Source organism: Sorangium sp. So ce1036 (genome assembly GCF_051369805.1).
Taxonomy (GTDB): Bacteria; Myxococcota_A; Polyangia; order Polyangiales; family Polyangiaceae; genus Sorangium; species Sorangium cellulosum_F.
The window spans coordinates 188,891-207,081 of sequence record NZ_JBBMOX010000002.1 but is presented as its reverse complement, the minus strand read 5'-3'; the positions used below and the strand labels follow the sequence as shown (position 1 = coordinate 207,081).

Here is an 18,191-nt window from a genome sequence, read left to right as displayed (position 1 = left end):
AGCGCCTTTCGCCCCCCGTTGGCGGGCGCACCGCGTCACGCCGGTGCGCGCCGCGGGGGAGGGCGCTACCGCCGCAGGACCATCACCGGGCACGGGGCGCGGCAGAGCACGTCGCGGAAGACGGCGCCGTGCCGCCCGTCGAGCTCTCCGTGCCAGACCAGCACCAGGAGGTCGCTCGCCAGCTGCGCCGCGAACCGCAGGATCTCGGCCGCCGGCTCGCCCGTCCCGAGGAAGAACCGCGTCGAGACGTCGTGGGGGCAGTGGCCGATCGTGCCCAGGAAGCGGTCCAGGAACTCCTCGGCGAACGCGGGCCACTCGTGCTGGGGCTGGTCGACGTAGAGGGGCGCCACCATGGAGCCCGGCTCGCTGGGCGCCGGCGTCGAGACGGGCGGCGCGTCCTCCGCGCCCTCGTCCCGCGGCGAGGCGCCGCCGATCATCACGATGTCGAGCTCGGCGCCGAGCTTCCGGGCGAGCTCCCCGACGGGCGCGATCGAGGCGGCCGTGCTGGGGTTCCCGTCGAGCGGCAGGAGGATGCGGCGCAGCTGCGCCGGGCGGTCCGGGCCGGTGACGACGACGCCGCAGACGGCGCTCTCCAGCGCGCGCGCCGCGAGCCGGCCGATGCCCAGGCGCTCATCCTTGCACTCCCCCGGCTCGGAGGCCACGACGACGAAGGCGGTCGAGCGGCACGCGATCGCCGCCGCGAGCGCGCCGGGGAGATCCTCGCTCGTCTCCACGTCGAGCACCATGCCGTGCAGCGCCTCCGGATCGACCCCGACGCGGGCCGGCACCTCGCTCGCCTCGATCGGCTCGGGGCACACGAACAGCCCGTGCAGCGGCGCCCCGAGCGCGCCGGCGATGACCCGCCCGGCCTCGACGGCGCCAGGGGCGCGGCGGCCGTGGAGCGCGACGAGCACGCTCTTGCTCCGCCAGCCGCTCGCCGGGCAGAGCGCGTCGAGCTCCTCGCGCGCGTCGAGGGGCGGCTCGGTCGCGGACGACGGCCCGTGCGCGGGCCCGCGTCCTCCAGAAGATCCGTCGTGTCCGGCGCTCAGCATGTCGTGGTCTCCTCCCATGGCAGGATCCGATCGCCGACCCGCCGCGCCACGTAGCGGCGGCCCGGCTCGGCCAGGAGGGCGGACGCGGGCGCGCCCGCGTCGAGCGCGCAGACCGGGAGCGGCGCGCTCCCTTCGAGCGCGATCTCCACCGCGCCGGGCTCGATGTGCACCTCGAGCGCGCGGCCTCGCCAGGCGATCGGGATCTTGAGGTGCCGCCACCCCGGCAGGAGGTGCGGCTCGATCCCGATCGTCTCGTCCTGGTCCGGGGCCCCCGGCGCCTCGGGCAGCGCGCCGGCGAGCTGCCCCCGCGGCACGCGCGTGAGGCCGGCGACGCCGAACGCGACCGCCTGCCAGAGGCTGCCCATCGCGGCCACGTGCATGCCCCCCGCGGCGTTGCCCATGGTGTTGCCGAGGTCGATGTCGGCGGTCTGGTCGAAGTACCGCTCGGCGTGGCCGTGGAGGTCGAGCCGGGCCGCGACGAGCGCGTGGGCGCCCGGGCTCAGCGAGCTGCCGTGGGCGGTGCGCGACTCGTAATAGAGGAAGTTCTCGCGGCGCGCGCGCGCGGGCACCGCGCTCCAGAGGAGCGCGATGAGCTGCACGACGTCCGCCTGCTTCACCACCTGGCAGCCCTGCGTCCGCTCGCGCCCGAGCAGCATGTCGACCGGCGCGCTGCGCACGGCGTAGTCGGCGATGGCGAACGGCTCGAGGCCGAAGTAGCCCGCGAACTGCTCGATCAGGCCGGTCTCCGGGTCGATCCCGAGCATCATGCGATCGGCGATGTCGCGCCAGCGGTCGACCTCCTCGGGCCGGAGATCGAGCGCCTCGAGCACGTCCTTTCGCGCGATCCCGCGCCGGACGGCCGCCTCGGCGGCGCGGAGGTTGTACCGCGCCATCCAGTTCGTGAAGGCGTTGTCGTCCACGCCCTCGTGGTACTCGTCCGGCCCGATGACCTTCCGGATGTGGGCGCGGCCGTCCGGCTCGAGCGCGGCGCGGCTCGCCCAGAAGCGCGCCGTCTCGATCAGGATCTCGGCCCCCTCGCCGCGCTGGAAGTCGACGTCGCCGGTGGCGCGGCCGTAGGCGTGCACGGCGTAGGCGATGTCGGCGCTGATGTGGTGCTCCTGCTCGCCGGACAGCACCCGCATCACCTCGCCGAACGGCGAGACGACGAGCGGCGGCGTCGTCTCGTCGCCCGTGTCGGCCGACTCCCACGCGTAGAGCGCGCCCTCGTAGCCGAGCGCCCTCGCCTTGCGGCGCGCGCCCGGCAGGGTGCGGTGCCGGTAGAGGAGCATCGCGCGCGCGGCCTCGGGGTAGCAGTGCGTGTAGAACGGCACGAGGAACGTCTCGGTGTCCCAGAAGACGTGGCCGCGGTACGCCTCGCCGCTGAGCCCGCGCGCGCCGACGGAGCAGCGCGGGTCGTCCGGGTTCGCGGTGCCGATGAGGTGGTACAGGGCGAACCGGAGCGCCCGCTCGATCTTCGGCGCGCCGTCGATCTCGACGTCCGCGCGGCGCCACCGCTCCGCCCACGCCCGGGTGTGCTCGCCGAGCAGGTCCTCCATGCTGCGGCGCGAGAGCTCCTCCTGGAGCGCCTCCCCGGCCGCGCGGGGCGCCTGGGTGTCGCGCGAGGTGTGCAGCGTCGCCGTCCGGAAGAGGCGGCGCGGCTCGGCGACGCGGAGGCTCACGTCGCAGCGCTCGGCGATGGAGCGCGCGTCGGCGGCGCGCTCGCAGCGCCCGATCTCGGCCGGGCTCTCCGCGTCGTGCGCGGGCAGGAGCCGGAGGTGCGAGGTCATCGCGGCCGTGAGCCCGCCGTGCGTCTTCCCGACGAGGAGCAGGCTCCTCGCGCTCGCGTCCGCCACGAAGCGCTCCCAGTGCGCCGCGCCGCTCGCGCTCCGCACGTCGCCGCTCAGGATCCCGTCGACGCGGGCCGTCCCGGTGAAGTTCATCGGGGTGACGCTGGCCGCCTCGAGCAGGACGTGGCGGTCCGCGAGCGACGCGGCGTGCAGCGTCTGCAGGTGCGCGAGGTGGCCCCCCTCGCCGCGGCGCAGGCAATCGCGCACCAGCACGCCGCGCCGCAGGTCGAGGGCGCGGCGGTGGTGGAGCACCTGCTCGCTCCTCTCCACGGAGAACGGCTCGCCCTCGATGGCGACGTTGAGCCGGCCCCAGTCGGGGGCGATCACGAGCTCCGGGACGCGGCTCACGTCGGCCGAGGGCTCGAACGCGCCCGCGATGAACGTCGCCGGCCGCGACACGCTCGACCCCTCCGCGAGCGACGCGCGCGAGCCCAGGTAGCCGTTGGCGATCGCGAGCAGCGACTCGATCTCGTGCTCGCGCGCGACGTCGAGCCCGGCCTCCTCGACGGTCCACGCGGCGTCGCGCGGCGCCGCGAACGGGCCGCGCTCCCGCTCGACCTCGAGCTGGAGCGCGAGGATCTCGCGGAGCCGCTCCGCGCCGGCCGTCGCGTGGATCGCGCCCGCGAGCTCCGGCGCGCCGCGCAGCCCGGGCGCGCCCGCGGCCTGCGCCCCGGTGTCGCCGTCGGGCGCGATCGCGAGCCGGTCGTGCTGGTCGATGCGGAGGGGCGCGACCACCTGCGCCATCAGCGCGGCGAGCGCGGAGCGCGCCTCCGGCGCGGCCCCGTCGGAGAGCGGGATCGCTTCGCCGCGGCGATCGAAGCCGTAGAGCGCCGCGCCGCCGAGCGCGCCGACGAAGAGCCGCCTGCGGTGCTCCGCGCGCACGCGGCGATCGAGCCCCCGCGCGAGGTGGCGCGCGGCGTCCGCGGCGAGGGCGGCGCCTCCGGCCAGGATCGCCACGCGCACCCCGAGCGCGAGCAGCGCGTCGAGCAGCGGCGCGGCGGCGCCGTCGACGACCGCCCCATCGCCGGCCTCGCCGGCCAGGAGGCCTCCGTCGATCGCGATGAACCGGAACGGGTGGTGCAGCTCGGCGGGCAGCCGGATCGTGGGCGATGGGCTCGCGGCGGCGGGGTGGCTCGATCCGCCTCGAGACAGCGAAGGCGCCTCGAGGGCGCGGTCCAGGAGCGACGGCATCGCTTGGGCTTCTCCGGGAGCCGACCTACGCCAGGACCGTGCCGCCCCGCCGCCCCGCCGCGCCTGTGCGGGCCGGGGTCAGGGCGGCCGCGTCGGCGGCGCGCTCACCGTGCACGGCGCCGGTCAGCCGTGCACGGCGCCGGTCAGCCGGCCGAGCACGGCGAGGAGCCGGTCCACGTCGAACGGCTTCGGGAGCACGCCGGCCACCGCGCCGCGGATGTCGGGATCCCCCACGCCGGAGAGGAGGAGGACAGGCACGTCCACGCCCGCGGACGCGAGCGCAGCGAGGAACTCCTCGCCGGTCATCTCGGGCATCACGTAGTCGAGCAGCACCGCCCGCGGCCGCGCGCCGCCTTTCAGGCGAGCGAGCGCCTCCAGCGGCTGCGTGAAGCCCTGCACGCGGTAGCCCTCGTCGGACAGCAGATCCATCAGCGAGTCGACCAGGGCGGCGTCGTCATCGACGACGAAGAGATCGACCTGCGAGGGCCGCTCGGGGCCAGCCAGGGGTGCGGACGGACCCGGCGAGCTCATCGGCGTTCTCCCGAGCGCTGGCCGCTTCGTCGCATAAGACATCGAAATAATACCAGATCGCCGCTGTGACGGCAGCGATCCGACGGCGGTGAAGCGCCGCGCGGAGCCGCGCTGATCCCGGAACTCCGCTGAACCCTGAAACTCGCTCAGGACGGAGTTTTCCTCATGAATCGGGCTTGCCGCCGCGCCAGTGCTTGCAGATCGTCGAGCACCTGATACCCCTGTAAGGTTCCTCCCAGGACGACCCGAGCGGCTTGACTTGAACTGCTCGCGGGTATCGAATTGTGGTCCTAAGGACACTCCAATCCCCCCTGTGGTCATCATGGCGGAAACCCCTGCTAGCAAGCTGCACATCTATCTGATCGACGATCACCCCGTCGTCCGCGAAGGGTTCGCTCGAGCGCTATCGGACGAGCCCGACATGGTCGTCGTGGGCCAGGCTGGGACGGCGGCCGACGCCTTGCGCGAGACGGCGAGCTGCAAGCCGGACGTCGTGCTCGTCGACCTGAACATCCCGGATCGGGATGGCATCGAGCTCCTCGGGGCGCTCCGGGCGCAGCTACCGCAGGCGAAGCTCCTCGTGCTGAGCGGTTACGACGACGAGTTCCGCGTGGCCGAGGCGCTCCGCGCGGGGGCGCAGGGCTACCTCGTGAAGACCTCGAAGCTCGAGGAGGTGATCGAGGGCATCCGCCGCATCGCGACGGGGGGCGCCCCGCTGTCCTCGAGCATCGCGGGGGCGGTCGTGCGCGCGATGCGCAAGCCGGCGAGCGAGGGCTCCGGCGGGCTCGACGCGCTGACCCCGCGCGAGCGCCAGGTGCTGCGGCTGCTCGCGGCCGGCGTGTCGACGCGCGAGACGGCCGCGCGGCTCACGATCAGCCCGAAGACGGTGGAGACCCACCGCGTGCGCATCTACGCGAAGCTCGGCTGCAAGAGCGCCGTCGAGCTGACCCGCATCGCGGTCCGCACCGGGCTCATCGAGGCCTGACCGGCCGCGCACGGCAGGCGCTGCCCCCTCATCGTCCGGGGGTGGGGCGCCTCGTCTTCTTCTTTCTCGACAGGGTGTCCTTGGGGGTCGCCTCCGGCGCGGAGCTCGCGCCGGGCTGGCGCTTCGCCGCGCCGGCTTGGCGCTTCGCCGCGCCGGGCTGGCGCTTCGCCGCGCCGGGCTGGCGCTTCGCTGCCTCGAGGAGGTGGTCGATCCGCACGCCGTCGATGGTGAGCCCGTCGATCCTGGAGCCCACGATCTCCACGTCGCGGAGATCCGAGCCCTCGAAGCGGGCGCGGCGCAGGCTCACGTCGGACCAGCGGGTCGCCGCGGCGTCGGCGTTGTGGATGCGGGCCTCGGCGAGCGCGACGTCGTCGAGGTCGGCGCCCGCGAGCGTCGCGTTGTGGATGCGGGCCCCGGCGAGCGAGACGTCGTCGAGGTCGGCGCCCGCGAGCGTCGCGTTGTGGAGCCGCGCGCCGCGGAGGTCGACGTCGTCGAGCTCGGCCTCCGCGAGCGCGACGTTGTGGAGCCGCGCGCCGCGGAGGTCGACGTCGTCGAGCTCGGCCTCCGCGAGCGCGACGTCGTGGAAGCGCGCGCCGCGGAGGTCGACGTCGTCGAGCTCGGCCCCGGCGAGCGCCGATCCGTGGAAGCGCTCGGGCCTCGCCGGCCGGCCGCCCTGGTCCCCTGCGACGCCCGCGCCCGCCTGCACGATCGGAGGCTTCTTGGCCATGCGTCCATGCTAGCGCTAGGCGCAGGCCGCGCGCGCTCGCGAGGCCCGGAGCGCCATGAACGCACACGCTGGCTTCCTGCCCTACCACGCCCTCGTCACCGCGCCCTCCGCGGCGCCTGTCCGCTGGATGCTCGTGCTGCACGGCATCTTCGGCTCCGGCGCCAACTGGCGCACCTTCGTCCGGCGCCTCGCCGAGGCGCAGGCCCAGGGCGGCGCGCCCGGCGCCGCGGCCCGGCCGTGGGGCTTCCTCCTGGTCGACCTCCGGGCCCACGGCCTGTCACAGAGCCCGCCGCCGCCGCACACCGTCGCCGCGGCCGCCGAGGATCTGCTCCGGCTCGGCGACCACCTCGGCCTCGACGTGCGCGGGGTGATGGGCCACTCGTTCGGCGGCAAGGTGGCGCTCGCGTACCTCGAGCGCCGGCGCGAGAGGATCGAGCGCGGCTTCCTCCTCGACGCCGATCCGAGCGCCAAGACGGCCAGCGAGAGCGGCACGGAGAGCGCGGCCGTGCTCGAGATGCTCCGCGCGATGCCGCAGCCCATCGCGTCGCGCGAGGCGTTCCTCGACGCGGTGCAGGCGGCCGGGTTCGGCCGCGGCATCGCGGAGTGGCTGGCGATGAACGTCCGCCGAAGCGACGACGGCTTCCGCATCCGGCTCGATCTCGACGCCATGGCCGACCTGCTCTCCGACTACTTCGCCCGCGACCTGTGGCACGCCCTCGAGGATCCGCCGGCCGGCGCGGCGGCCGGGGAGCGGCGCATCCACGTGGTCCTCGGCGGCCGGTCCACGGCGATCCCGCCGGCGTCGCGCGGCCGCTTCGAGGCGCTCGCGGCGCGGGCGCCCGGGCTCTCGGTGCACGTCCTGCCGCGCGCTGGCCACTGGCTGCACGTCGACGATCCGGACGGCCTCTTCGACGTGATCCGGGCGTCCCTGTAGCACCCCGACCCCCGCGGGTGGTGGCCTCGCTCGGGGGTGAGCCCCCAAGCGAGGCCACCACCCGCCCCCCGCGCGCTGTCCGATCCAGGCTTTTCGCCCTGCGCGCCATCCGCTATCCGCAGGAGCATGCGCATCGCCTCCTGGAACGTGAACTCCATCCGCACGCGGCTCGAGCAGCTCACGGGCTGGCTGGTCCGCGCCGCGCCCGATGTCGTCTGTCTCCAGGAGACCAAGGTCGAGGACGGCAGCTTCCCCGAGGCCGCGCTCTCCGAGGTGGGCTACCGCTCGGTCTTCTTCGGCCAGAAGTCGTACAACGGCGTCGCGATCGCCGCGCGCTTCGGGCTCTCGGTCGAGGACGTGAAGAAGGGCCTCGACGGGGACGAGGAGGACGTCGCCCGGCGGATGATCTCGGCCACGGTGGAGGGGATCCGGGTCATCAACGTCTACGTGCCCAACGGCCAGGCCGTGGGCACGCCGGCGTTCGCCTACAAGCTCGCGTGGCTGGAGCGGCTCCGGGCCGAGCTCGAGGGCCGTTACCGCCCCGATCAGGAGCTCCTGATCTGCGGCGACTTCAACGTGGCGCCCGAGCCCATCGACGTCGCGGAGCCGAAGAAGTGGGAGGGGCAGGTGCTCTTCCACCCGGACGAGCGGGCGGCGCTGGGTCGGCTGCTCTCGTGGGGGCTCGTGGACGCGTTCCGCGCCTGCCACCCCGCCAAGGCGGCCTACAGCTGGTGGGACTACCGGATGGGCGCGTTCCGGCGCAACAAGGGCCTTCGCATCGATCTGGCGCTCGTGACGCGCCCGCTCGCCGCGCGCTGCACGGACGTGTCGATCGACACGCGGCCGCGGGAGCTCCAGCGCCCGTCGGATCACGCGCCGGTCGTGGTGGAGATCGCGGACGGCCCGGCGCCTGCCGGGGCGATGCCGAGCGCCTGAGGGGGGGCTGCCTGGCATCCGCGGCTACCTGGCGAGGTGTCTGCGGCTACCTGGCGAGGTGTCCGCGGATGCCTGGGCTGGTATCGCGGGATGGTTGGGCAGGCATCGGCGGATGCCTGGGCTGGTGTCGCGGGATGGTTGGGCAGGCATCGGCGGATGCCTGGGCTGGTGTCGCGGGATGGCTGGCCAGGTGTCCGGGGATGGCTGGCCAGGCATCGGCGGATAGCTGGCCTTTTGCCCTGACCCTGAGGGCGAGCGCCGTCAGCGCGGGGCGCCTGCCGCGGGCGCGGGCGTCGCGGCCGCCTCCGGCTTGCCGGCCGCGTCCGTCGCGCAATCGGGCCGGGACCGGGGCGGCCGGGGCAGCGACTCCTCGATGCAGGCGCCGCGCATCGACGGCGGGCACATCACGCGGATGTGGAAGTGGTCGTTGTGCAGGTCCGCGTCCCGGGGGCTCATCATCGCGGCCGCGGCCCGGGTCCGGAGCTCCTGCGGTACGCGCCGCTTCGCGGCGTACGCGAGCAGCCGCGCCTTCAGCGCGTCGGTCACGAACAGGTACTTGACCCTCGCCCGCCGGTCCTGGAGCAGCGCCTCGACGAGCGCCCAGTTGCGCTTGTCGTCGAACTTCGCGCCCGGGAGGCCGATGGCGTTGCCCTTGTCGTCGAACGCCACGAACCGGTCGGTGCGCAGCGTCCTGCCCCGGGAGTTGACGACGTAGAAGCCGACGTCGGCGTCGCGCCCCGTCTGGTGGGAGTTGTGCCCGTCGAGCGGCCCGCCCGCCTTCGCCGAGAGATCCCCGACGAGCAGCGCGGAGTCGCCGTGCTTCTTCGCCACCTGGAAGGCGGCGCGCCGCAGCGCCTTGACGAGCACCGGCAGCCCCCACGCCCTGGCGCCCTTGCGGACCTTGACGTGCCGCGACGACCGGAGCCGCACCGCGCCGGACAGCCGCCCCCGGTTGGGCGCCCCCTTCGACAGCGGCTTGCGGTCGTCGACCTCGGCCTTGCCGGCGCCGCCGCCGCGCTCCCCGCGGGCGCCCTCGCGCCGCTTGGCCGCGCGCTTCTTGGCCGAGCGCGCGCGCTCCGCGCCCTTCGTCCCGGCGGCGGCGCGCCCGGCCGCCCGCGCCCTGCCCCCGGCGGCCGTCGCGCTCCGCTGCGCCTCGCGAGGAGGGCTCGGGCGCGGGCCCTTGCCCGGCGGCTCGGCCGCGGCCGGGGCCGGCTCCTTGCCTGGCAGGGCGCCCGTCGGCGCGGCCGCCGCCGGCGTCGCGATCGAGAGGGCGAGGAAGAGGGCGGCGACCCGGCCGCGAAAAGCGAAGCAGCGAGGCGGGCGAAGCAGCGGCATGAGGGGGCGGACCCTACCGCGCGATGCCGCGGGCCGAGAACTTCTTTCACGGCCGCTGCCGGACGGCCGACGCCGGCGATCGAGGTCCCGTCGCGCCGGCGGGGCGGCCGAGGTGTCGTTCCCCCGCGCGCCGGGGCGTCCCCCCGCGCGCCTGCCTCGGCCGGGGGGGCTGGTCAGCGGGCGGGCACGGCAGTCCTGAGCCCGCTCCGCGGCCACCCCGCGGCCAGCGGGCCGCCAGCATCAGGACAACGAAAGGCGGATGTGACGCTTCTCACGTGACGGGGCGATGCTCGCAGGCGCCCGGGCGACCCCGGCGGTCCAGCAATTGCGCACCCCACGTCAACGATCGCTTGACAGTTCGGCTCCGGTGCGGTTAGAAGCGTCCCGCGTGCCCCGACGAGGGGAACGCAGGAGCGCCCGTAGCTCAGCTGGATAGAGCGTCGGACTTCGAATCCGAATGTCGCCTGTTCGAATCAGGCCGGGCGTGCCGGGCTCAACGGGCGAACCAGCGAGATTCCGGGAATGCGGTGCAGCGTCGGTTGATTTGACAATCCATCGGGCCATTAGCTCAATTGGTAGAGCAGTGGACTCTTAATCCATTGGCTGAAGGTTCAAGTCCTTCATGGCCCACCAAGGATACGCTGAGGATTTCGCGATCCTCATCAAGGCCGAGTTGCTCCGCTGGACGATTCGTGGACGATTCGTCGAGCGGACGGACCAGCCCGGTCGGTAGTCTAGGAAACACCTCGCCGAAGCCGTCGCGCACCTGCTCGGCCTCGCGGATGTAGCCCTCCGTCGTCGTGAACGACGTGTGGCCGGCCCGGCTCTTGAGCTTGAGCGGGTCGTCCCCGCGTACGGCCATCCAGGTGATGCCCGTCGCGCGCAGGTCGTAGAACGTGATCTGCTTCCGCGTTCTGTCGTTCGCGAAGAGGTCGGGCCGCGTAACGCCGGCACGCTCGAGGTGCTCGCGGAGGCGCCGGGAGAGGTTCGTCACCTCCGGCATGTCCTCGACGACGCGCCCCTTCCCGCCCGCTTCGGCGTGCATCACCCGCAGGAGCGGGAGCAGCTCCGGCTCGATCGAGAACCGGCGCGCCTGGCCCGTCTTCGTCGACTTCTCCTGGTCGCGGTAGCGGTCGATCCCCCGGTGAATGTGAACCGTGCCGCGATCGAGGTCGATGTCCTCCCACATCAGAGCTTCCAGCTCGCCAGGTCGTGGAAACAGATACGCGGCGAGGACGTAAATGCGTCTCCAGTGCAGAGGCACGCGCTCGCACGACGCGAGCCGGAGGAGCTCGTTCGGGTAGAGGTACGCCTTGGATTTCTTGACCCCCCGGTCGGGGCCACGCACCCCGGCGGCCGGGTTGTCGTCGCGTACGCGGAGCGTCCGCTTCTTCGAGTGCGCGGCGTCGTCGAACATCTTCGAGACGAGCGCCCACACGAGCCGCGCAGTGTGCCACGAGAACTCGCCCTCCCGCACGCCGAGGTCGAGCTGCTCGACGAGCTCCTCGATGGGCTCACGCGTGACCTTCGCCATCTCGAGATCGCCGAGCGCTGGCAGGACGTGGGTCCTGAGGCGCGAACGGTCGGAGCTGACCGAGGTGAGGCCCTGCGCTTCGCGCGAGGCGACCCACCGCTCGGACCACTCGCGCACCGTCTCGCCCGCGGGCTGCTCGTCGACCGGCTCCGCCTCCTTGCCCTTGGGAACGTGCACGCTGTTCGTGTTCCGGGCGCGTTCTGACGCCGCAGCGGCCATCTCACGGGCACGCGCTTCCGTGATGCCAGCCGGGAGGTCGACCCACGGGCGTGAGCCGTCGGCGAGGGTGATACGGGCCCGGTAGTGGTCGCCCGCCCAGGTGACGGTGCCGGTCGGCTTGCGAGGCATGCCGCGCAGTTTTGTCCTCGGAGGTACGGTGTCAAGCTCGGCGGCCCTCTGACGAAGAACATAACAAGAACACTATTAATTCAACCGTAGTTCCTCATGCGCGCGAAGATACTTCTCGCCCCTGAAAACAGGCCCTTTATAAACGATCGCGCTGCCCGGTTGACTGACAGATGTAGCGTGAAATAGCCCCCTCTTCCCATATCGTGGATCCCTGTGGCTAAATCGCCTCACGATGTATTACGCAGGGAACGCCACAAAGATCACGGGGCTGTCGTACCGGCAGCTCGACAACGTCGTCCGCAACCGTCTCCTCCAGCCGAGCCGTGGCGCTGCGCACGGTCGCGGCACGGTCCGGGGCTTCAGTGAGCGCGACCTCATCGCGCTCAGGCTCGTGAAAGAGCTCCTCGACGCCGGCCACCGGCTCAGCCCGTTCATGCACATGATCAGGTACGTGCAGCACGGGCGCGGGCTACCGCCGCTCGACCAGCTCGATGGTAAGGTGCTCGTCAGCAGCGGGCGCGAGGTGCACGTGGCCGACGGCGCGACGATGAACCTCTCGGGCACGCTGGAGGCGCGCCGAGTGCTCCACGTTGTCGACCTCGGAGCCGCCGCTGGACACGTGCGTCACCGCATCCAGCAGGTCGAGCGGAAGTCGAAGTAGAGCGGACACGCAGGGGAGAACAACAAGCACTTTTTGCTGAGCCGAAAAGGCAACGGCTCCCGTCGCCGCCAAGCAGAGGGAGCCGTTCAGGAGATGTCATGAGCGTAGCATACCAAGCCGAGAACCCCAACATGGGGGACGTCACGCAGCACGGGCTGCCTTTCGAGACCCATCATATCTCGTACCTCCAGGAACGCGCCGTCGATCCCGGATGGGCCGCCTTCGCCGGGTTGCGCTCCGTCACCGCGGAGGAGGGCGCCAAGCTGCTCGGCCGAGAGCAGCCCCTGCCCTGCGGTGGCATCGCGATCCCCTACGCCAACGTGCCGGGCTACACGCGAATCCGGCTCGATCAGGCAGACCCCCGCTACCTCGCCCCCGCGGGGCGGGAGGTCCCCATCTACATCCCGCCGGGTTGCCAGGTCGAGGGATCTGAACCGATCCACGTTGTCGAGTCGCCGGGCAAGGCCCTGGCTCTCCAGGATCACGGCTTGGACGCCGTCGGCCTGGGCGGTGTCCAGACGACGCTCACGAAGAAGGACTACAAGCTCAACGAGTCCTGGAGCGCGGTGGCGCTCTACCGTCGCCAGGTCGTCATCGTCTCCGACGCCGGTCGGGCATGGAATGGGGACGTGGCGCGGGCCGAGGCAAGGATGGCGATGGCCCTCGAGCAGGCCGGCGCGAAGGTGAGGCTCGCGGCGCTGCCGCCGCGCGACGGGGGTGGCGATCAGGGGCCGGACGACTTCCTCGCCGTCTTCAAGAGCTCGGAGCTGCGCAAGGTGCTCGACGCCGCCGTGGCCGCAGATCCAGTCGCCCACGCGAAGAGCGTCTCCGCCGAGCAGGCCATCCTGCTCCTCGGGGACCTGCCGTTCTTGTGGTCGCTCAAGGAGCGCGGCGTCGCCGTCCAGAAACAAGTCGCCATGACGCTGCGCAAGCACGGCATCAAGGAGAGCGACCTCCGCAACGCGCTGAAGGAGGTCGAGGAGAGGAGCCGGAACCGGAGAGCCGAAGCGGATCAGACGCAGCCCCGCTCCCTCTATGCCATCCGCGAGGGAAAGCTGTGCGTGGTGAGCTCGCCGGACGGCGTGACGGAGGAGTGCCAGCCGCTCGCGAACTTCACCGCGCAGATCGACCATGACGAGCTCCTCGACGACGGCGCGGAGAAGAGGCGCAGGTTCATCATCGCGGGGACGCTCGAGGATGGTCGAGCGCTGCCCCCGGTGCGGCTCGATCCCTCGGAGCTCAGCAGCGACATGTGGCCGCGGATCCACTGGGGCGCGTCGGCCAGCGTCGCCGCAGTAGCGCGAGCTCCGGCACATCTCCTCGCGGCGATCCAGGCGGTGTCCAACCCGGCGCAGACTTACATGTTCACGCATACCGGCTGGCGCGATCTCGACGGTGAGACGGCCTTCCTCCACGCCGACGGCGCCGTCGGAGGCCAGGACGTCGCGGTTCAGCTGGATGGCGGCCTCAGCCGCTACAAGCTTCCGCCCGTGCCGGAGGACCTTGCGGGCGCCGTGAAGCTCTCGCTCTCCTTCCTCGAGCTGGCCGATCCACAGATCACGATCCCGCTCTTCTGCGCGGTGTTCCGCGCTCCCCTGCAGCATGCCCTGTACTGTGACGCGACGGTCGCGCTGTGCGGCACCACGGGCAGCCTGAAGACCACCCTCAGCGCGCTGGCGATGAGCCACTTCGGCGACTTCGACGCGGAGCACCTGCCTGCGAGCTGGTCGTCCACGGCAAACGCCCTCGAGCGGATGGCATTCCTGGCCAAGGACGTGCTCCTCGCCGTCGATGACTTCGCGCCCACGAAGGCGGAGGCCGGGGATGACCTGCACCGTAAGGCGGCGCAGCTCCTGCGTGCGATCGGCAACGCCAACAGCCGTAGCCGGCTCCAGTCCGACTGCTCGGCGCGCCCGGACCGCCCGCCGCGGGCGCTGGTGTTGAGCACGGGAGAGGATGTCCCGAGCGGGGAATCGATCCAGGCGCGCCTCGTCACGGTCCGGATGAAGCCGGGCGACGTCGACCTCGCGAAGCTCACCGAACTTCAGAAGAACCGCCGGCGCCTGTCGCACGCGATGCTGGGCTACCTCATGTGGTTGAAGTCGCAGATGCCGGGCCTGCACACGCTCATGGAGACGCGCTTCATCGAGTTGCGTGCGGAGCTGCACCAGCAGGGCCAGCACCTGCGGGCTCCTGCAGCGCTCGCGCACCTGCTCCTCGGCATGGAGTACTTCTGTCTTTTCGCGAAGGACTCGGGCGTCCTCGACGACGAGGAAGCTGCGGCGCTCCTCCGGCGGGCTCGCGCCTCGCTGATCGCCAACGCAGCCGAACAGAGTCGTGCCGCTGTCGACGCGAACCCCGTCCACCGGTTCGTCGAGGTGCTCCGGACGCTCCTCTTGCAGGGCAAGGTCCAGACCGTCGACGTCGCGTTTGCGCTCGATACTGCCGAGGCCCATGGCATCGGCTGGCAGGACAAGGACTACCTGTACTTGCTGCCCGACGCGGCCTACTCGGCGGTGGTCGAGGCCCTGCGCGCACGCGGACAGGCGATGCCCATCGCAGCGCGCATGCTCTGGTCGCGGCTGGTCGACGAGGGGTTCGTCCACGGGGAGGAGGGGCGCTCGACCCGCAAGAAGCTCGTGGGTGGTGCGAAGGGCCTTCGTGAGCGCGTGCTGTGGCTTCGCCGGGATGCGATCCAGCTGCGGGACGAGATCGCTGACCTCGTCGACGAGGCCGCCCGGGAGGACGAGGAAGACCCTGACGACGATCCCGGTGGTGGCGGCAGCCAAGGCGGCGACGGGGCGACCGACGGGAACGGGCACGGCTTAGGCTCGCACCTCGGCTTCTGCTTCCCGGTCCTCCGTTCGCCCGGACCCCTGGGGTTGGCCTCGGGCCCCGGAACTGCGCCCCGGAGCCCCGTTCCCCAAGAACGAACGGGGCCCAGAACGGGGCTTAACCATGTCTCGCTCCTCCCGTGCGAAACCGAGCAATTCCAGCAGGTTAGAGAGTTTCAGCGTGAGCTAGACATGAATAAAATCTCACAGGGCCCCGAAGCCCCGATCGTTCAAGGGGTGAGTGCTCACGCCTATGCGCCGCAGAACGAGGTAGACGTTGACCACGTCGGTGCAGCGCGCCTGTATGGCTCGGCCCCCTACCCCGAACGCTGCGGGGCTTCGGGGCTCCGCGCGGCAGAGACCCCATCCCCCCGCGTACGTGCCGGCGTAAGTGCTCGCAGCGGCTCGTGTTTTCCCTCTGACCAGCTTCAAGATCCCGGCCCCGACACGCGCCCCGAAGCGTCCCAGAGCGGGGGCGGAGTCCCGCATGAAACGGGGCCCGATGACCTGGAGCACTTCGCGGCCGCCATCCTCCGCGCCGGGAGGGTGGGTTTGGTCGTCCACTCGACCGGGCCCGACCTCATCGATGATGGCCCGGTGATCGTCGCCGTCGCCCTGCCAGGGGGCGAGGCGCGCGTATTTCGCCCATTCGGCGGCGAGCCGCTCGGCCCCGTGGCAGAGGCCCTTTGCGAGGTCACGGTTGTCGGCCACGACCTCAAGCGCGCGCTGACACATCTCCAGTACCACCTCGGCTTCATGCCGCGCGTGGTCAGCGATACAGCCATCGCGTGGCGGTTGCTCGATGGCGGCGAGAACCTGAAGAACAAGGAGGCCTTCTCCTTCGAGCGCGCGTGCGAGCGCGCCTTCGGCGGGAAGAGGAGCAGGAAGAAGATCGACCTGTGGACGGAGCCGAGCCCCGAGCTACAGGATGAGTTTGCGCAAGAGGCACGGGATGTGCTGCGGCTCGCGGACATCTGCCAGAAGGACGTCGCCGAGGAGCGCCTCGAGGCGGTCGCCGACCTCGAGTGCATGGTGCTCCCCATCGTCGCGGAGATGGAGGTGAGTGGTGTTCCCGTCGACCGAGGCCGATGGGAGCGGATCGTCAGCATGTGGACGGCCGAGGCCGCCGAGCTCAAGAAGAGCCTGGTCGCCGCGCTGGGCGTGCAGAACGTTGACAGCAACGACGAGGTACTCGCCGCGCTTCGGCGGCTCGGTCTTCAGGTCGAGCGCACCAATGGCGAGGCGCTCGCGCCCTACATGCATCTGCCCGTTGTCCAGCAGCTCCTCCGCTACCGGCGTGCGAGCAGCTTCGTGGCTGGAGCTGGCGAAGGTGTTCTCCGCGCCCTCAAGCGCTCGGAAGAGGGACGGCTACACGCAACGCTCAACCAGATCGGCGCCAGCACCGGCCGCATGTCCGCCGAGCACCCGAACGTTCTCGGTCTACCGCGGGACAAGACGATCCGCGGCTGCATCACCGCCTCGCCCGGCAACAAGCTCATCGTCGCGGATTACAGCACGATCGAGCTGCGCGTCCTCGCCGACCAGACGGCAGACGAGCAACTCAAGACGGTTTTCCAGAAGAACGGTGATCCGCACCGGCACACAGCGTCGCTGGTGATGGGTGTACCCGAGGAGGAGGTAACCGAGGAACAACGGCGCCGCGCGAAGCCGTTGAATTTCGGCTTCTCGTTCGCCATGGGCAAGGACAAGCTCATCGCGTACGCGCGAAAGAACTATGGTGTCGAGCTCACAACCGACGAGGCTGAGCAGTTCAGGCAGAGGTTCTTCCAGAGCTACTCTGGCATCGCTACATGGCAGAAGGAGATGGCCGAGCAGATGCCAACCAAGCTGCGCACCAAGAGCGGCCGGATCTCTTACTACTTCGATCCCGACGAGGAGTACAACGCCCGCCTGGCCTTCCCGGTCCAGGGCACCGCCGCCGACGGCATGAAGCAGGCGATGGTGCTCCTGTCCCCGCACATCCAGCGGCTCGGGGCGCGGATGATCCTCGCCGTGCATGACGAACTGCTCGTGGAAGCGCCCGAGGAGCACGCCGAGGAGGTCAAGGAGCTCATGCGCGACTGCATGATCGCCGGGATGAAGAAGTACGTGCTTTCGGTGCCGATCGTGGTCGAGCCGAAGGTCATGTCACGCTGGGGCGGGTAGGTCAGCGAGATGATTGTCGTGGGTCGGCTCGGCGTGAGTCACCAGAACGGGAATCGAGAGGGTCGACATGGGAGAGAGGGACAAGAACATCGGCAAGCCTCCGTCCGGACGGCTCCAGGAAGAGGAAACGGGCGCGGGCGGCGTGTCACCGCCGTCTCTCGCGCATCCGAGGCCTGCCCACCACGCGACGCAGGACCACGTCCCTGCCGCTGTGAGGCCGACCGAGCCACGCTCGCCGCTCAGCGTGCCCCTCCATCCCGCGTTCGTCGCGCGTGGACAAGCCGTGCTGAAGGAGCTCAACGCCGCCTCGCCCGACTCGGGGCCCGAGGAGCGGATCTTGTACGAGCTCGTCGCCGATGAGGTCACCGTCGTCTCGGCGCTGCTGGAAACCCAGTCCCAGCTCGCCGCCCGGCTTCCCTTCTTCATCGATGACCACAAGCGAATGGTCGGCATCTCGAAGGTCCTCCGCGAGGTGGTCCTCGTGACGAATTCGATCTCCAAGCGCGTCGAGGGAGCGCTCGGCGTCGCCACGAACCTCCGGGCGCAGAGGCGGTTCCTGGCCAAGCACGGAAGGAGGAGCGGCGATGGCTTTTGAGGTGGTGCCTCGCCCAGGTCAGCTCCGCACACGTGACGTGCGCGTGGTCCTCGGCCCGAGGTTCACGAGCGCCGAGCACGTCGATGTTCTCGTGCTGGGCCGGCCCGGCGAGCAGCCCTCGACGGGGCGGATTCTCCTTGCCGACCTCCCCGGTGGAGGCCGTGGCGTTCACCGCGGGCTCGTTTGCCCCCGATGCCGCGCGCCGAAGCAGCTGCTGCTCACCGATGGTGGAGGCGGTCTCGGATGCACGCCTTGCCTCCGGCGCCGGACGCGCCGCCAGGCCGAGCGCTCCCTGGCGGACTGGAACAAGTACGACGGGGAGGCTGAGGACGAGCTCTTCCGGTGCCTCTCCGGCCCCCGAGCAAACTGCCCGGGGACGCTCGGCAGGGCCCGGGACATCGCGGACGAGATCGTCGAGGGCGACCGCGACCGGATCGCTGCCCTCGCGCCGGATGTTCATGCCGCTCTCACGGTAGCGATGATGGAGACTTGAGCGTCCGTGCAGAGTCCGGCGG

At 71.5% G+C, this 18,191-nt stretch carries 12 protein-coding genes, 2 tRNA genes and 1 pseudogene; 9 read left to right on the top strand and 6 right to left on the bottom strand.

Going from position 1 to position 18,191, the window contains the following annotated elements:
- Positions 1-65: 65 nt before the first annotated feature.
- From WMF31_RS37995 to WMF31_RS37985, 3 genes are all read right to left on the bottom strand, one after another.
- Complete coding sequence (locus tag WMF31_RS37995; protein WP_436606781.1) at positions 66-1,052, bottom strand: universal stress protein; 987 nt, start codon at positions 1,050-1,052, stop codon at positions 66-68.
- Positions 1,046-4,090, bottom strand: coding sequence for a glycoside hydrolase family 65 protein (locus WMF31_RS37990; protein WP_436606780.1), 3,045 nt, complete (start codon positions 4,088-4,090; stop codon positions 1,046-1,048). Before WMF31_RS37990 ends, WMF31_RS37995 begins: the two co-directional genes overlap by 7 nt.
- Before the next feature lie 123 nt (positions 4,091-4,213).
- Complete coding sequence (locus WMF31_RS37985; protein ID WP_436606779.1) at positions 4,214-4,621, bottom strand: response regulator; 408 nt, start codon at positions 4,619-4,621, stop codon at positions 4,214-4,216.
- A gap of 322 nt (positions 4,622-4,943) precedes the next feature.
- Here WMF31_RS37985 and WMF31_RS37980 point away from each other — a divergent pair, with 322 nt between their 5' ends.
- Entirely contained in the window at positions 4,944-5,606 is a 663-nt protein-coding gene (locus tag WMF31_RS37980; RefSeq protein ID WP_044970202.1) for a response regulator, read from the top strand.
- 28 nt (positions 5,607-5,634) lie between these two features.
- Here the strand turns inward: WMF31_RS37980 and WMF31_RS37975 are convergent, their stop codons facing one another.
- Positions 5,635-6,333 carry a pentapeptide repeat-containing protein gene (locus WMF31_RS37975; RefSeq protein ID WP_436606778.1) on the bottom strand — a complete coding sequence of 233 codons (699 nt, stop codon included), beginning with the start codon at positions 6,331-6,333 and terminating at the stop codon, positions 5,635-5,637.
- A 55-nt stretch (positions 6,334-6,388) separates the two neighbouring features.
- Between WMF31_RS37975 and WMF31_RS37970 the strand changes: the two genes are divergently transcribed.
- Positions 6,389-7,267 carry an alpha/beta fold hydrolase gene (locus tag WMF31_RS37970; protein ID WP_436606777.1) on the top strand — a complete coding sequence of 293 codons (879 nt, stop codon included), beginning with the start codon at positions 6,389-6,391 and terminating at the stop codon, positions 7,265-7,267.
- Between the two features lie 126 nt (positions 7,268-7,393).
- Positions 7,394-8,203, top strand: coding sequence for an exodeoxyribonuclease III (gene xth, locus WMF31_RS37965; protein ID WP_129354876.1), 810 nt, complete (start codon positions 7,394-7,396; stop codon positions 8,201-8,203).
- Between the two features lie 261 nt (positions 8,204-8,464).
- Here the strand turns inward: xth and WMF31_RS37960 are convergent, their stop codons facing one another.
- Positions 8,465-9,538: a penicillin-insensitive murein endopeptidase gene (locus tag WMF31_RS37960; protein WP_436606776.1), complete on the bottom strand. Its 1,074-nt coding sequence runs from the start codon at positions 9,536-9,538 to the stop codon at positions 8,465-8,467.
- A 413-nt stretch (positions 9,539-9,951) separates the two neighbouring features.
- Between WMF31_RS37960 and WMF31_RS37955 the strand changes: the two genes are divergently transcribed.
- Positions 9,952-10,025: transfer RNA gene (locus WMF31_RS37955), tRNA-Arg, on the top strand.
- A gap of 70 nt (positions 10,026-10,095) precedes the next feature.
- Positions 10,096-10,171, top strand: a tRNA-Lys gene (locus WMF31_RS37950).
- A gap of 196 nt (positions 10,172-10,367) precedes the next feature.
- Here the strand turns inward: WMF31_RS37950 and WMF31_RS37945 are convergent.
- Positions 10,368-10,955 (bottom strand): annotated as a pseudogene (locus WMF31_RS37945) (hypothetical protein); the annotation flags it as partial.
- Between the two features lie 697 nt (positions 10,956-11,652).
- On the opposite strand from WMF31_RS37945, the gene WMF31_RS37940 reads away from it, so the two are divergent.
- The 4 genes from WMF31_RS37940 to WMF31_RS37925 all read left to right on the top strand — a co-directional run bounded on the left by WMF31_RS37940 (position 11,653) and on the right by WMF31_RS37925 (position 18,169).
- Positions 11,653-12,081: a MerR family transcriptional regulator gene (locus WMF31_RS37940; protein WP_436606775.1), complete on the top strand. Its 429-nt coding sequence runs from the start codon at positions 11,653-11,655 to the stop codon at positions 12,079-12,081.
- Between the two features lie 98 nt (positions 12,082-12,179).
- Positions 12,180-17,081: a DNA polymerase gene (locus WMF31_RS37935; protein ID WP_436606774.1), complete on the top strand. Its 4,902-nt coding sequence runs from the start codon at positions 12,180-12,182 to the stop codon at positions 17,079-17,081.
- A 337-nt stretch (positions 17,082-17,418) separates the two neighbouring features.
- Positions 17,419-17,676 (top strand): hypothetical protein, encoded by a 258-nt coding sequence (locus WMF31_RS37930; RefSeq protein WP_436606773.1) that lies wholly within the window; start codon positions 17,419-17,421, stop codon positions 17,674-17,676.
- Positions 17,666-18,169 carry a hypothetical protein gene (locus tag WMF31_RS37925; RefSeq protein WP_436606772.1) on the top strand — a complete coding sequence of 168 codons (504 nt, stop codon included), beginning with the start codon at positions 17,666-17,668 and terminating at the stop codon, positions 18,167-18,169. The genes WMF31_RS37930 and WMF31_RS37925 overlap by 11 nt, the downstream gene beginning before the upstream one ends.
- The last annotated feature ends 22 nt before the right edge of the window (positions 18,170-18,191 follow it).